Origin of the sequence: Paenarthrobacter sp. Z7-10 (assembly GCF_026932795.1) — a bacterium.
Lineage (GTDB): Bacteria > Actinomycetota > Actinomycetes > Actinomycetales > Micrococcaceae > Arthrobacter_M.
Genome location: NZ_JADPVH010000011.1, coordinates 14,269 through 29,097, shown reverse-complemented (window position 1 = coordinate 29,097; position 14,829 = coordinate 14,269). Strand labels below are relative to the sequence as shown.

Below are 14,829 nucleotides of genomic sequence, written 5' to 3'. Positions count from 1 at the left end.
TAAACCGCTGTTCGTTGCCCGCAGCGCAGTTTCCAGAGCACAATATAGGCATGCCAGAACTTCCGGAGGTTGCCGGCCTGGGCAGCTTCCTTGCGGAAGAGCTGCAAGGGGCCGTGCTGGAGAAGATCCAGATCACCTCATTTTCGGTGCTCAAGACCGCCGATCCTCCGTACGCTGCCTTGGAGGGCCGGACCTTGTCCGCCGCTCGCCGGCATGGCAAGTTTCTTGACCTGGAGTTGACCGCCGAGGCTGGTGGGGTCCCAGTTCAAAACGGCGCGGCCGGGGGCACCGGTCCCCCACCGCTGCACCTGATTTTCCACCTGGCCAAGGCGGGATGGGTGCGCTACTCCACATCGCCGTCGACCGCTGTCCTCAAAGCCGGCAGCGGATTGATAGCAGCGAGGCTGCGTTTCACCCAGCAGGGCCAGGCGCGGGGGCTGGACCTGACCGAAGCGGGCACCCGGAAAAGCCTCGCCCTTTATGTGGTGCGCCAGCCCTCGGACGTGCCTGGCATCGCGTCGCTCGGACCGGATCCGTTGGCGGCCGATTTCGGATATCCGGAGCTGGCGCGGTTGTTGGCCACGGGCTCAGGGCAGATCAAGGGGCTGCTGCGCAATCAGAGCGTGTTGGCCGGAATTGGCAATGCCTACAGCGACGAGATCCTGCACGCCGCCCGGATCTCACCCTTCGCGATCGCCAAGTCGCTCGATGTCCGGCACGTCCAGGACCTTTACCAAGCCATCGAATCGGTTCTCGGCGAAGCGGTCAGCTCGGCGGTGGGTAAAGCGGCCAGCGAGCTCAAGGATGCCAAGCGGTCGAGCATGCGGGTCCACGGCCGCGCGGGTCAGGCGTGTCCGGTCTGCGGCGACACCGTGCGCGAGGTGTCCTTCGCGGACCGCGCGCTGCAGTACTGCCCGCACTGCCAGACCGAAGGGAAGATCCTGGCGGACCGCCGGACCTCAAAATTCCTCAAATAATGCCCGGGCGGCATCCAAACCTGGCAATCCCGACTCAGCCATCCGAGCCGGCGATCCAGACTTAGCGCCGGCGGTTCCGGCGCTTTTCGTTGCTGCCCTGGCCGCGTGTGAGCGGGCGGGCAAGGTTGTCCCCCAGGACCACGCCGGCCGCCACGGCCATGATGATGATCAGTGCATTGAACAGCCCCACGGCACCCTCCACCGAGGCGCTCGGGGTGATGGTCATCACGAACATAGCCCGGAAAATGGACAACCCCACTAGCAGGAACAGAATGGACGGTACCGCGACCACCAGCTGCGGTGCTCCCATCCGCAGCGCCACCATTCGTGCTGCCATGCCGACGACGACGGCGGCGAGCGCGGGGGCGAATCTGTCTCCCAGGTTGGCGGCGGTGCCCAGCAGGAGGACGCAGTAGCCAATCAGTCCGACCACCCCGGTGGGCAGCAGCAACTTCATTCGGGTCTGCTCGGCGATGCTGATGGCGATGGTGGCCAGGACCACCAGCGGGAGCGTGGCCCACAGCGGCAGCGCGCCGGAGAGCGGATCCGTCACGTCGAAGCGCTGCGAGCCAAACAGCGCACCGAAGACCAGCGCGACCGCGATGCCCGAGACGATGGCGCCGAAGATCAGGAACGCGGAAAGGAATCGGCCGGCCGCCGTGACGGGGAAGCCGTTGATGGCATCCTGCACGGCGGAGACGAGACGGCCGGAGGGCAGCAGCAGCAGGATGCCACCTGTCACCACGACCGCCGGTGAGAGCGGAACATTAACCAGCACACACCCCAGCGCTATCGCCGTCACCACGAACGAGCTGGTGGCAGTGACGAAGAAGTCCGGCACCCGCCAACGCCCGAGGACGCGCGCCAGCAAACCCACCAAGAGGTTACTGAGCAGCGCCACCAGCGAACCGAATCCTGTGCCGCCGATCACGGAAACCACGATGGCCGCAAAAAGTGCTTCGGCCACGGTAACCATCCAGCGCGGAAAGGGCTTGGGGTTGCGGATGATGACGTCCAGCCGGCGCCCGCATTCATCCCGTCCCACGCCGCCGGAGACGATGTCTGTCACCAGCTCATGGATATTGGCCAGACCGGCATAGTTGTTCGTCCAGGATCGGACCACCCGCAGCAAGGTGATGGGTGTCGCGTCTTTTTTGGCGTAGTTGATGATGACGGACTGGTTGGTGATGTCCACCTCGATATTGCGCAGTCCCAGCGCGGCGGTGACGGCAATGATGCTCGTTTCCACCTCCAGCGCACCCGCGCCGTATCGGAACATGGTCTCGGCCAGGTGCAGGGCAAAATCGATGGTCTTGCGGGCGGAGGCATCCACGCCGCCTACTTGGATCGTCGGGTTGGCGTAGGGGCTGCCCGCCAGTCGGTCCACAATGCTCAGCGGAGCCGTGGGCGGAGCCTCGCCCTGCACCAGCTTGCGCAGCACCCGCCGGGCGGCATAGCTCTGCCTGGCCGCAGGCACCACCGGAATCATGCCCGGATGCGGCACCGGATGGTTCTTTTCCGGGGACTGCTCGCTCATCTGTCCTTTCCTCCGGCGGCCGCCAGCCGTCGTCGTCGTCGTACTTGTAGTGGCGCCGCCAAGCGCCCGTCGCTGCCGGCTGCGCCCGTTGCTAGTAGAACTGCTGGCCCGTCCGGCGGGTGTAGAGCTGGCGGAAGATCCGCTCCCCCACCGTCGTCCACAGCTTGTACCGCAGCCGGCCCAGGACCAAGTCATAGCAGCCCACGAAATCCGTCACGGTTTTCGAGAAGCTGGTCTTGAACAATCCCAGACCGTGATGCGGGTGCGTGGGATCCTTGAGCCGGTCCGATGGCGGGGTCCCACAGAAGTCGTATTCGGTCGCCCCCAGTGCCTTGACCGCATTGATGGCGGTCCACTGGACCAGATGCGAGTCGCCATACTGGGAGCGCTTCTGCAGCGAGCCACCGTCCTTGTAGGTACCCTTGCGGCCATAGTTGATCACGAACGCGCCAACGCTGGCCTGACCGTCCTCGTATACGAAGTACAGCCGGCCCTGGCCGCGGGCCGTGAAGCCAGCCCAAAACTTGCTGTAGTAGCCGTAGTCGCGGATCTGCGTGGTGCCCTTTTCCGCAATCGTTCCGGACATCAGAGCGTACATGGTGCGAAAATTTGCCTCGGTGGGCTCGGCGGCCACCACCTGCACACCCTCGCGCAGGGCACGGCGGACAGCATTGCGGCCCCGCGAGTGCAGATTGCGCAGCAGCTGGTTTTCCTCCGGGGAGATGTCCAGGATGGCGGTGCTGTCATTAGGCTGCAGATTGAAGGTTTTGACAAGGCCAGCGCCGCCGAGGATGGCACGGGCCTGCTCGCTGTCGACGATGTCCGGCTCGATTTTGACCGCAAAAACGTTCAGCCGCGCACTCCGGACAAAGTCCGTGACGGCGTCCAGCATGGCCGGAACGTCTTCGACACCTGCCGCGTCCGGACCCTTGATCAGGTACCAGAGCTTGCCCAGCAGTGGAAAGGACTTCTCCAGCACCAGGTTGTAGCTGGAGTAGGTGGCCGATTCGCAGACCAGATACAGCGGCTTCCAGCCGTAGTTTTTCTTGACGGCCGCAAACGCCTCGGACTGAAGCAGATTGCCGCCGTGCGGGTTGGCGGTGACATGTTCGTCCCAGCTGGCAATCTCGGCTGCGGAGGCGAATCGGGCACTGAAATCTGGCAAGAGACCTCGATTATTGGAGCGTTAAACGGCTCCAATCAGTCTAACGGGCGCGCCGGACAAGCCGCGGCCAGGTGCGATCCAGTCCCCAGCCCGCGGCAGGGGCCGGATCAGAACCCGCGCGCAGCCCGGACATTCCTGCCGGGGTCTGTGCCGACGCCGCTACTGGCGGTAGCCCTCGACCTCTTCGGCGGGACGAACCTTGGCATCGTTGGGATTCCCGCCGGCATCCAGTTTCGCCCGGCGCTGGCGCAGCAGGTCCCAGCACTGATCCAGCTGGACCTCAATGTTCCGCAACCGTTCACTGCGGGAGGCCGCTTCGCCCTCCGACGGCGGGGAATCCCGCAAGCCCTGCTCCTGCTCCACGAGTTCTTGGATTCTTGAATGTATCTCTGCACCATCCATGGCGTGCCCCCTCGATTCAGCTTTGTTAATATTTCGCTTCCGCACCTCACGCTACGCAGAACGCGCCCTCCGCGCCATACCCGCTAAAGATACCTCTCGGTGCAGAGAAAAGTGGCAAGATCCGGACTTCGAGTCCTCCGGTTCTTAGCAAACAAACCGGCAGATGCGAAACCCCAAAATCCCCGTTTTGACTTTGGGCTTTACTCTGATATCTTTCTCTTACACACCGACGGGCGCTCACCCGCCGATGATTTAAACCCAGTAATAGCTGGGAAATTAATGTCGCGGAATCACTCAGGATTGCCGGGCATCATCACAGTAAAGGTCTCTCAGCCATGGTCTCTCTTTTTGCATCCCTTCATTGTCTCGGTCTCAACCTGCAGGCACGCCTGCGCCGCGAACAAACCGGTGCTACCGCCGTTGAATACGCGCTCCTCGTTGGCCTCATCGCCGTCGTCCTTATTGCTGGAGTCGGCCTTTTCGGCAAAGACCTCACCGCCTTCTTCTCGGGTCTGGCCTCTAAGACCTTCAACGCTACTCCGACTGCAGGCTAACCACCGCGGCGCCGACAGCTGTGGTCCACTCGATGTCGCCTTCCTTGCGCAGGGCAAACCGGGGAACCTATCCCGATCCAACGCCACGGCCGTTGTGAAACGCTTTGGCTCGGAACGCGGGGCAGCGGCAGTGGAATTTGCCCTCATTGTGCCGATTCTGCTGCTGCTGCTGTTCGGGATCATCGAATTTGGACGGGTATATAACGCCCAAATCGAATTAAGCGGTGCGGCCCGCGAGGGTGTGCGGGCCATGGCCATCCACAACGATCCGGCCGACTCCCGGCTGGCCACGCGGCTGGCCGCACCGTCCCTCAGCCCCGCGTTGACGGATGCGCAGATTGCCATTTCATCCACCGGGGCCAATCCCGCATCATGTGCTCCCAATGCCCTGGTTACTGTGACCGCCACCTACCCGATGGCGTTCCTGACCGGGATGTTCGGCACCAGCATCACCATCACCGGAAAGAGCGTCATGAAATGCGGCGGCTAGGACTCCTGCTGCGGCGGCGGCTCCAACAGGAGCACGGAGCGGTAGCCATCATTATGGCTCTGTCCATGGTGATGCTGCTCGGCTTCACAGCCATTGTGATCGACGTTGGGGCCATCTACTTTGAACGCACCCAATTGCAGTCCGGGGCGGACGCCGCCGCATTGGCGATCGCCCAGGACTGCGCCAAGGGCAGCTGCGGGGACATTTCGACCACCGCTGCGTCCCTGGCGGGCAAGAACGCCCATGACAATCTTTCCGCTGCCACGGCTACGGTGGACGCCACTGCGAATTTGGTCACCGTGGACACTGGAACGCTGACCAGCACCGGTCAACACGCACTGGCCAACGCGTTCGCCCCGATCCTGGGCATTCCAACCAGCACCGTCAGTGCCCAATCCAAGGCGACTTGGGGAAGCCCGGCCGCCGCCACAGTTTTTCCTTTCACCACACCGCGCTGCCTCTACAACCAAACACCGCCCGGACAGGTGCTCTGGATCAAAACCAGCACCTCCTGCACCGATGCTCACGGCAATGTGGTCCCGGGCGGGTTCGGCTGGCTCGATGAAACGAGCCCGTGCGCGGCGGTGGTGGATGTCAGCGCACAGGTCGGAAGCCAGCCGGGCAAAAGCGGACCGCCATGCACCATGTCCAGCATCATCAACACCACCATCCTGCTTCCCGTTTACTCGGTGGCTTCCGGCCAGGGGCAAAACGCAACCTATGCCATTTCCGGCTTCGCGGCTTTTCACCTCACGGACTGGAGCTGGCCCGGCGCTTCGGGCAAATCGCCCACTGCGGACTGCGGCTGCACCGGCATCAAGGGTTATTTCACCCAGCTCGTGTCCCTCGATGATGCCAAGAACTGGTCGGTCACCCGGCTGGGTGGACCTGCCCTGAATGCCTTCTTTATTTCCCTGAGCCAGTAGGAGCCACCTTTCTTGAAAGCCCGAATCCTGGCTGCCGTTGCCGCTGTGGTGCTCGCCGTCCTTGGAACCATGGTCCTGGCCAATTACGTCAGCGCTGCGGACCAGCGGGCACTGCGTGGGGCAGAAGCGGAACAGGTCTACGTGGTCGCCGCTCCGATTGCCTCCGGAACCGCCGCGGACAAGCTGCTGCCACTGATTACACTGCAAAGCCTGCCGGCCAAAGCCGTGGCCAACGGCGCCGTGACGAACCTGACCCAATTGGCCGGCAAGGTTTCCACCGTGGATTTGGTTCCCGGCGAGCAGCTGATTGAAGGCCGTTTCGCTGACCCGGCAACGCTCAAAGCCAAGGACGCCGAAACCGGATCCGTTCCGCTGCCGCCAGGGATGCAGGAAGTGACGATCCAGTTGGACCCGCAGCGTGTGGTTGGTGGCCAGCTGGTTGCCGGGGACACCGTTGGTGTCCTTTTCTCCTTCGGCGGCGGTTCGACCGGCACCTCGACGGGTGCTGCCGCGGAAGCTGTGACCCATCTGAGCATGCAAAAGGTCCTGGTCACCGCCGTTCAGGGCGTTGCGGCGAAGCCAAAGCCTGCCACTGGCAGCACCGATCAGTCCGGCTCAGTTCCAGCTGCCATCCCCGCCGGCGCAGTCCTGATTACTTTGGCAAGGACAGCGCCGGACGTGGAAAAGCTTGTCTTTGCATCCGAAAACGGAAAGATCTGGCTGTCCAAGGAGCCGTCGTCGGCCTCCGAAACAGGCACCCGCGAACTGACCAGGGATGGGATCTTCAAATGAGCCGCTATGTTTTGGTCAGTCCGGACCAGACCTACGTCCATCGGCTTGCGGCAGCGGCCACCGGTCAACTGGCTGGCGAGATCCGCGAATGGAATGCTGCTGTGTTGCCCCGGGGCGCCGCGGAGCTGTTCGCCCGGCACCCTGCTGACCAGCTTCCGGAGGTCGTTGTCGTGGGTCCCGGTGTTCCGGCGGACCATGCTTTGGCGCTGGCCTCGGACATTGACCGGTGGCACCCCGATGTGAGCGTTCTGCTGGTTCACTCCGGGCCGGCGGACGTTGCCGTCGCTGCGATGCGCGCGGGCATCCGCGATGTCCTGGACCCGGAAGCCGACCAGGTGGATATTAACGCCCTGCTGCATCGGGCCGTTCAGTCGTCTGCAAACCGCCGCCAGGCTTTCACGCCGTTGCCGCCCGCGTCGGATGCCTCTCCCAAGGGGCGGGTCATTGCCGTTATTTCCCCCAAAGGCGGCGCCGGTAAGACCACCATCGCCACCAACTTAGCCGTAGGCCTTGCCGCCTCTGCTCCGCACGAAACGGTGCTGGTGGATTTGGATCTGCAGTTTGGCGACGTTGCAAATGCGCTCCAAATTGCGCCCGAGCAGTCGCTGGCCGAGGCGGTCCGGGGCGCGGCCCCGCAGGACACCATGGTGCTGAAATCGTATTTAAGTCCGCACCCCAGCGGGCTGTACGCCCTCTGCGCTCCGGACTCGCCCGCCGACGAAGCCCACATCTCGGCGGCGGACATTACGCACCTGCTGGAGCAATTGGCTGGTCAATACCGCTACGTCGTGATTGACACCGGCGCCGGGCTGTCCGATCACACCCTCGCGGCGCTCGACAGCGCCACGGATTTTATCTTCGTCGCCGGCATGGATGTACCAAGTATCCGTGGGCTGCGCAAGGAATTAGACGTACTCAAGGCTCTCGGCATGGTTCCCGCAGCGACGCATGTTGTGCTCAACGGCGCCGATCCCCGGGATGGACTGTCCCTGCACAATGTGGAAACCACTCTGGGCAGGAAAACCGACGTGGTCATCCCCTTCAGCAGGGCCGTCCGGCTGTCCACCAATCAGGGCACCCCCCTGCTGCAGGGCAGCAAAAAGGACAAAGCCAGCAAAGAACTCCGGCGCTTGGTCAATCGCTTCACGCCTGGTCCCGTCCCAGCACCCAAACGGCAAAGCAAGGCACGACACCGCAGGGGAACACTGTGAATCTCGCCGAACGCCTGGCCGCAGTCAATGGCGGTCCCGCGGCCGGCGGGCCGCTGACCGCGCCGCCGCTGCCGGCAGTCTCGGCGGCAGCACCGTCGTCGTCGTCCGGCGTGATTCCGTCGCCGCCATTGGATCCAGCGGCGACGCCCCGGCCCTCCGCCCAGGTGCCCTTCCGTGCCTCCGTCCCATCGCCCTCCCTCACGGCCGCCACCGCCGCAAAGCCAACGGCGGCCGGCACCAAGCCAAAGAAGACAGCGCCAGCCGCCCCCGAGGCGCCGCATGACGCACTGGCCAAGCTGAAGCAACGGGCCGGGCAGGACCTTTTTGAACGCATGGGCACGCGGCTGCTGGACTCCTCCCTGACCGAGGAATCGCTGCACGAGCTGGTCCAGGAGGAACTGGTTCGGGTGGTGGAGGCGGAGGCGATCCTGCTCACCCGCGACGAACGGCAGCGGCTGATCAAGGAAGTGACCGACGATGTGATCGGCTACGGTCCGCTGCAGCCGCTGCTCGACGACGACGACGTCACCGAGATCATGGTTAACGGTCACCAGAGAATCTACGCCGAGCACCGCGGAAAGCTCACGCTCACGGGCGTGCAGTTCGCCTCGGAGGACCACCTCAGGCGGGTCATCGAGCGCATTGTCTCCAAGGTGGGCCGGCGGATTGATGAATCCTCGCCGCTGGTGGACGCCCGGCTCTCGGACGGATCCCGGGTGAATGCGGTGATTCCGCCGCTTGCGGTCTACGGTTCCTCGCTGACCATCCGCAAGTTTTCCGCGGATCCGTTCCAAGTGCACGACCTGATCGGGTTTGGCACCCTGTCTCCGGAAATGGCTGAACTGCTCGATGCCTGCGTGAAGGGACGGCTGAACATCATCGTCTCCGGCGGCACCGGAACGGGAAAGACCACACTGCTCAATGTCCTGTCCTCCTTCATTCCCGCCGACGAACGCATCGTCACGATTGAGGACGCGGTGGAATTGCAGCTCCAGCAGGATCACGTGGTCACGCTGGAGAGCCGGCCGTCCAACATAGAAGGCAAGGGCGAGATCACCATCCGGGATCTGGTGCGCAATTCACTGCGGATGCGGCCGGATCGGATTGTGGTCGGTGAGTGCCGAGGTGGCGAGAGCCTGGACATGCTGCAGGCCATGAACACCGGCCATGACGGATCGCTCTCCACGGTGCACGCCAACTCCCCGCGCGACGCCATTTCGCGGCTGGAAACGCTGGTGCTGATGGCCGGTATGGACCTTCCGCTGCGTGCCGTGCGCGAGCAGATAGCCTCAGCGGTGGACGTTATTGTCCAGTTAACCCGGCTGCGCGATGGCACCCGGCGTGTCACCCATGTCACGGAGGTTCAGGGCATGGAGGGGGAAATCGTGACCCTGCAGGATGCCTTCGTTTTCGACTACAGCGCCGGGTTGGATCCCAACGGCCGTTTCCTGGGCAAACCGGTGCCCACCGGCGTCCGTCCCCGCTTCACGGACCGCTTCAAGGAGCTGGGGATCGAGCTGTCTCCCCAGGTCTTCGGCGGTGCGCCGGCCGACGCGGGCCGGCGATGACAGCTATGACGGGGACGACGACGAGGGCGCTGACTGGGACAATGGCGTCTCCAGGAAACATGCGTGCGGCAACCTGCCAGGGAGTTAAGCTATGGCATTGCTAGCCGGCCTGCTGCTGTGCTGCGCGGCCTTGGCTGCCGCGGTCCTGGCCATTTTCCCGCCACATCCAAAGGTTTCCCTTAACCGCACCGGACCGGCTGTGGATCAGAGGTCCAGGCTCGCCGGTATTACTGCCACAACGACGAAGCTCATCGAGGCAATACTGCTCCAGCTCCGCGGAGCGCCGGCGTTGGGTGCGGCCCTGGAGGCGGCCGGGCTGAGGGTCCGTCCCGCTGAATTCATTATCATCGTGGCTGCACCCACCGTGGTGCTGTCAGGTTTCGCCCTGGCCATCGCCGGCCCGTTCGCGGCCATCGTCCTGGCCTTGGTCGCTGCCTTTGCCGCCAAGTTCGTCCTTGGTTTCCTGGCCGGACGCCGCCGGGCCGCTTTCAGCGATCAGCTGGACGATTCGCTCCAGCTGATGGCCAGCGGACTGCGCGCCGGACACAGCCTGCTGCGGGCCATTGACGCCCTCTCCACCGAGGCCGAGGCTCCTACCTCAGAGGAATTTGCGCGCATCATCAATGAAACGCGACTGGGCCGCGACGTGGGCGAGTCCTTGGACGCCGCCGCGGCGCGGATGCAAAGCGAGGACTTTCTCTGGGTGGCCCAGGCCATCGCCATTCACCGCGAAGTGGGCGGCAATCTGGCCGAGGTGCTGGATCAGGTGGGCCAAACCATCCGCGAGCGCAATCAGATCCGCCGGCAGATCAAAGCGCTCAGTGCGGAGGGCCGCATCTCGGCCCTGGTCCTGATGGTCCTGCCGATCGGCCTCGGCGGCTTTCTTGCCCTGATCAGCCCCGGCTATATTACTCAGCTCTTCCAGAGTCCCATCGGGTACGCCATGCTGGTGGCCGCGGCGCTTCTTTTCCTGGCTGGCGGCCTGTGGCTGCGCAAAGTCATCAGTTTCAAGTTCTAGGAGATAAGGATTCCTGTGCCGCTTGCCGTTCTGCTGGCCACCATCGCCGTCGCCCTAGTCGTACCCCTGATTGGCTGGGCCGCCCTGACACCCCGCCTTTATCAGAACAAGGTGGCCGAGCAGAACCTGTCCCGGGGGCTGATTCCTCCTGCGGCTGCGGATGCGGAGAGAGGCCAGCGGCTGTCCGCGCTGGCCCGACGATTCACACCGGGCCGGTTCGTTGCGCGGCTGGACCGGCTGTTGGTCCGCGCCGGCCGCCCGCCAGCCTGGCCGATGAAACGGCTGCTGTCCGCAAAGGTGCTCCTCGCCGGTACCGGGCTGGTGCTGGGATTTCTTTTTGTCTCCGGTGATCCCGGTGCCGTGCGCCTGCTGCTGGCATCCCTATTGGTGATTGTGGCCTATTTTGTTCCCGATCTGCTCCTCTACAGCAAGGGAACGGAGCGGCAGACCGCCATCGCGCTGGCGCTGCCCGACACACTGGATCAAATGACCATCGCGGTGGAGGCGGGGCTGGGATTCGAAGCGGCCATGGCACGCGCGGCCTACAACGGCAAGGGCGCCCTGGCGCAGGAACTGGTGCGCACCCTGCAGGACATGCAGGTGGGCCGCTCCCGGCGCGAAGCGTATATGGACCTCGCCGACCGGACCACGGTGGTGGACCTGCGCAGGTTCGTCCGCTCCATCATCCAGGCAGACCTCTACGGCATTTCCATCTCGGGAGTATTGCGCACGCAGGCGGCCGAGATGCGGCTCAAGCGCCGGCAACGAGCCGAAGAAAAGGCGATGGAGATTCCCGTCAAGGTGCTGTTCCCGCTGATGTTCTGCATTCTTCCGGTGCTGTTCATAGTGCTGCTTGGCCCGGCCGCCATCGGCATTATCGATACCCTGAACAAATGATCGCCGCAACGTCACAACAAACGGGCTTCGGGACGGCAGGAAAGACGTGACCCTGCAAGCTGCACCCTGGCCGGCTCCATCAGTACTGCTGCTCGTGAGCGCGGCGGTCATCGGGCTGATGGCCGGATGGTGGGTACGCCGGGCGGTGGGCTGCTACCGGCCTCCAGCAACGGACAGCGCAGGCGCTGCGGTAACGGTCAGGGTACCGCCGTTGGTGCTGGAGTTCGTCACGGCTGCGCTCTTTCTAGTCCTGGCCTGGCGCTTCGGGCTCAGCTGGCACCTGCCGGCGTACCTGTTTTTTGCAGCCATCGGAGTCGAATTGTCGGCCATCGATCTGCGCCACCGCCTGTTGCCCAATCCGATCTTGCTGCGTGCAGTTGTCCTTGGCAGCGTTCTGCTCATTGCCGCCGCCGCCGCCGAAGGCCAGTTCGCTTCACTGCTCCGGGCCGTGCTGGGAGCCGTGCTCCTCTTCGTGCTGTACCTGGTGCTGGCGATCATCAATCCCCGGGGCCTGGGGATGGGGGACGTGAAGCTGGCGGCCCCGCTGGGACTGTTTCTCGCATTCCACGGTTGGCGGGCCCTGGCCGAAGGTGCCTTCCTCGGCTTCCTTATCGGTGCCGCTGCCGGCCTGGTGCTGCTCGCAAGCCGCCGCGGAAGCCGCAAGAGCGCCATCCCCTTCGGACCCTCGATGTTCGTCGGGGCCATCGTCGCCCTGCTGTGGACATGATTCCCCCAGCAGCCGAAGGCCCTCACACTCCGCTCACAGTCCGGCTGCCCACCCGATCCGCCATCACAGAACTGGGGAGGCGAGGCGGGCCGCTCGACCATTGACCGCGTCGTGCGGGAGCCAGTTCCCGTCGTCGGCGTCATCGTCGTGGTCAACCAAAAATTCTGTGCTGGAAAAGCAGAAGGCGTCCCCGGGTGTCTCAGGCCGGGGGACGCCTTCACCGGACAAACCGGGATGCTGCTTGTCGAAAACTCCCAGTCTCAGGCCGGGGATCTTCACCGGGCAAGCCCGGGTTCTGCGCCACGAAACCACTACATCGATGATCGTGTCCGTGAGGGTCAGCGGTGTCTCTCGGACCGCTGACGTTATCTATTCTGCACAAGGAACCTCAAGATTGCCCTCTTAGAAGCTCAAGGTTTCCTCAAGAGTTGACGGAAAGGTTCATTCGAACTACTGAACATCCAGCGCAGCCAGGCGGCCGGACGTTACGAGTCACCGGCCAGCCTCTTGGTGCCTCATTTACCCTTGTCGTTGCCTTGGCCGCCGCCATTGCCGCTACCCTTGCTGTTGCCACTGCCCTTGCTGTTGCCAGTGCCCCCGCTGTTGCCGCTACCCTTGCTGTTGCCAGTGTCTTTGCTGTTCCCCGGGGCCGCACCCTTACCGGCGTCCTTGCTTTTGCTTTTGGCGGTGACCTGACTGTTGCTGGTCCCGGGAGCGTTGGAGACTTGGTTGCCTACGTTGGTCGACGGCGTTGGTAACGGGATTGGAACGGAGTACGGGACAGGAACGGGCACTTGGCTGGGTACGTTCAAAGCAGGGGCTGAGCGCGGAACTTGCGCAATCGTTGCCGGCGCAGGAAACCGGACGACGACGGTCGGGCTGGGGGCAGTGGTTGGTGCGGACAGGCCCGGTGCACCAGTGGGCGCGGCAGTGCTTGGTACCGCAATTGGGGTGCGCTCAGCTCCCAAATCTGTTCGGACCAGCTCGATGGCCCTTTTGATGCTCCGATAACGGGCAAGGGTGACGCCGCCGCCGGCCGCCGCCGCCTCAAGTTCTGCGTCAAGCTGGTCCAACAAAGCCGCAGCCGCCGGCAAGTCGTGTTTGACGGCTGCCTCGCTGACCGCCAGCACCTGGGTCTGCAGCTGCCGAGCCGTTTCTGGGTTGAAGTCAGCGGGTGCCGCCGTGCAGCCTGCCAAAAGGACGATGGCGGCTGCTCCGGCTCCGAGTTGAGGCCACCAGCGGATGGGTGCGCGGATCATGGGGCAACACTGCTTTCCAGCTCGCTAAGGTGGGTCCCCAAATTTCCCGGCACCGTGGGGTAGGACGGCGGCGGCGGGAACTGGGGCACCGAATGTTGCAGGAATCCTGCAGTTAATACTGCGAGCATCAGCACAACGATGGCCAGGGCGGACAGCCACACCGCCCGGCGTTGCATAAACGATCGGAACGGACCTGGCCCTGGCTCGCGTCCTGACTCGGCCCGTCCATCTTCTCCGCGCCCAGCTTGGGCCCGTCCACACTCGCCCCGTCCGCGCTGGGCCGATACGGGTTCGCCCCCTCCATGCCCGGACTCCGCGAGCAAGAACTTCCGGGTTGACGCATCGGCTGTGCCTGGCCGTGGCGCGCGCCCCAGGGGTGCAGGCAGTACCTCAGTCGTATCAGCCGCATTACTGGTCGACGTTTGCAGGTGAGCCGTGAAAGCCTCCCGCAAGCCAGCGCTGACGTCCGCAGCAGGCGGCCGATCCTGGGGTTCCATAGCTGTCATCGCCGAAAGCAGGCTGACCCATTCCGGTCCCAGATCTGGTGGGACCCGGGGCGAACGATGCAGCCGGGCTACGGCCGCCTCGACAGCGCTGCCCGGGTATTCGGTCTGGCCCGTCAGGCATTCCAGCAGCACCAGCCCCAGCGAATAGATGTCGCTGGCGGGCCCCACCGCGGAGCCAGTAGCCTGTTCAGGGCTCAGATAGCCGGCGGTGCCCACCGTGGCGCCGGTGACAGTGAGCCTGGTACCCTCGATGATTCTCGCAATACCGAAGTCCGCCAACTTTGGCCGGACGAATACACCGGAGTGATCTGCCGCCAGCAAAATGTTGGCCGGCTTAACATCCCGGTGGATCACGCCGCGGGAATGGACATAGTGCAGCGCAGCGGCCAGGTCAGCGCCGACCCCGGCCGTGTCAACAGCTGGCAGAGGCCCCTGCCGCAGACGGCGGCCCAAGTCCTGTCCATCGATCAGTTCCATAGTCAGGAAGGTCCGCGGTTCACCGTCGGATGGGCTATCCATTCCGGCATCGTAGAGCGTCACAAGGCTCGGGTGGTTGAACTGTGCCAGGACCTGAATTTCGCCTTCGTAACGGCGAAGTTCCTCGGTGTCAGGCACTCCGGGTGGAAAAAGCTTCAGAGCCACCTCCCTGCCAAGGCTCTCGTCGGTGGCCCTATAGACAGCAGCGGAGCCACCACGTCCAATGACCTGTCCGAGCCGGTAGCGGCCAGCAAGAAGCGTCACACTGGTATCAGCCGCGGGGTGCCCATTCATAAGCCCGCTTCCTTTTGTCGTCACCCCGC

The 14,829-nt window shown here is 64.0% G+C and carries 15 protein-coding genes; 10 read left to right on the top strand and 5 right to left on the bottom strand.

Translation table 11 applies throughout. The features are described 5' to 3' along the window. The first annotated feature begins 50 nt into the window (after positions 1-50). Positions 51-977, top strand: a complete 927-nt coding sequence (locus IV498_RS05190; RefSeq protein ID WP_269045501.1) for an Fpg/Nei family DNA glycosylase — start codon at positions 51-53, stop codon at positions 975-977. 61 nt (positions 978-1,038) lie between these two features. Here IV498_RS05190 and IV498_RS05185 read toward each other — a convergent pair whose 3' ends face one another. The 3 genes from IV498_RS05185 to IV498_RS05175 all read right to left on the bottom strand — a co-directional run bounded on the left by IV498_RS05185 (position 1,039) and on the right by IV498_RS05175 (position 4,081). Beyond that, on the bottom strand, positions 1,039-2,514 hold the full coding sequence (locus IV498_RS05185; RefSeq protein ID WP_442951290.1) for a threonine/serine ThrE exporter family protein: 1,476 nt from the start codon (positions 2,512-2,514) through the stop codon (positions 1,039-1,041). A 91-nt stretch (positions 2,515-2,605) separates the two neighbouring features. Further along, complete coding sequence (locus IV498_RS05180; RefSeq protein ID WP_269045500.1) at positions 2,606-3,679, bottom strand: lipid II:glycine glycyltransferase FemX; 1,074 nt, start codon at positions 3,677-3,679, stop codon at positions 2,606-2,608. 159 nt (positions 3,680-3,838) lie between these two features. After that, positions 3,839-4,081, bottom strand: a complete 243-nt coding sequence (locus tag IV498_RS05175) for a DUF2630 family protein (protein WP_269045499.1) — start codon at positions 4,079-4,081, stop codon at positions 3,839-3,841. 335 nt (positions 4,082-4,416) lie between these two features. Here IV498_RS05175 and IV498_RS05170 point away from each other — a divergent pair, with 335 nt between their 5' ends. From IV498_RS05170 to IV498_RS05130, 9 genes are all read left to right on the top strand, one after another. After that, positions 4,417-4,635 carry a Flp family type IVb pilin gene (locus tag IV498_RS05170; RefSeq protein WP_269045498.1) on the top strand — a complete coding sequence of 73 codons (219 nt, stop codon included), beginning with the start codon at positions 4,417-4,419 and terminating at the stop codon, positions 4,633-4,635. A 94-nt stretch (positions 4,636-4,729) separates the two neighbouring features. Next, positions 4,730-5,125 (top strand): TadE/TadG family type IV pilus assembly protein, encoded by a 396-nt coding sequence (locus IV498_RS05165; RefSeq protein WP_269045497.1) that lies wholly within the window; start codon positions 4,730-4,732, stop codon positions 5,123-5,125. After that, the gene (locus tag IV498_RS05160) at positions 5,113-6,051 is read left to right on the top strand and encodes a pilus assembly protein TadG-related protein (RefSeq protein ID WP_269045496.1); all 939 of its coding nucleotides are present in this window, start codon (positions 5,113-5,115) and stop codon (positions 6,049-6,051) included. Before IV498_RS05165 ends, IV498_RS05160 begins: the two co-directional genes overlap by 13 nt. Before the next feature lie 12 nt (positions 6,052-6,063). Next, complete coding sequence (gene cpaB, locus IV498_RS05155) at positions 6,064-6,843, top strand: Flp pilus assembly protein CpaB (RefSeq protein WP_269045495.1); 780 nt, start codon at positions 6,064-6,066, stop codon at positions 6,841-6,843. Then, complete coding sequence (locus IV498_RS05150; protein WP_269045494.1) at positions 6,840-8,054, top strand: AAA family ATPase; 1,215 nt, start codon at positions 6,840-6,842, stop codon at positions 8,052-8,054. Before cpaB ends, IV498_RS05150 begins: the two co-directional genes overlap by 4 nt. Beyond that, on the top strand, positions 8,051-9,622 hold the full coding sequence (locus tag IV498_RS05145) for a CpaF family protein (protein ID WP_442951289.1): 1,572 nt from the start codon (positions 8,051-8,053) through the stop codon (positions 9,620-9,622). Before IV498_RS05150 ends, IV498_RS05145 begins: the two co-directional genes overlap by 4 nt. A 91-nt stretch (positions 9,623-9,713) precedes the next feature. Beyond that, positions 9,714-10,640: a type II secretion system F family protein gene (locus IV498_RS05140; protein WP_269045493.1), complete on the top strand. Its 927-nt coding sequence runs from the start codon at positions 9,714-9,716 to the stop codon at positions 10,638-10,640. Between the two features lie 15 nt (positions 10,641-10,655). Beyond that, positions 10,656-11,537, top strand: coding sequence for a type II secretion system F family protein (locus tag IV498_RS05135; RefSeq protein ID WP_269045492.1), 882 nt, complete (start codon positions 10,656-10,658; stop codon positions 11,535-11,537). A gap of 46 nt (positions 11,538-11,583) precedes the next feature. After that, the gene (locus IV498_RS05130) at positions 11,584-12,264 is read left to right on the top strand and encodes a prepilin peptidase (protein WP_269045491.1); all 681 of its coding nucleotides are present in this window, start codon (positions 11,584-11,586) and stop codon (positions 12,262-12,264) included. A gap of 515 nt (positions 12,265-12,779) precedes the next feature. Here IV498_RS05130 and IV498_RS05125 read toward each other — a convergent pair. Beyond that, a complete protein-coding gene (locus IV498_RS05125) occupies positions 12,780-13,523 on the bottom strand; it encodes a hypothetical protein (RefSeq protein WP_269045490.1) in 744 nt (247 codons plus the stop codon). Then, positions 13,520-14,800 (bottom strand): serine/threonine-protein kinase, encoded by a 1,281-nt coding sequence (locus IV498_RS05120; protein ID WP_269045489.1) that lies wholly within the window; start codon positions 14,798-14,800, stop codon positions 13,520-13,522. The genes IV498_RS05125 and IV498_RS05120 overlap by 4 nt, the downstream gene beginning before the upstream one ends. Positions 14,801-14,829: the final 29 nt, after the last annotated feature.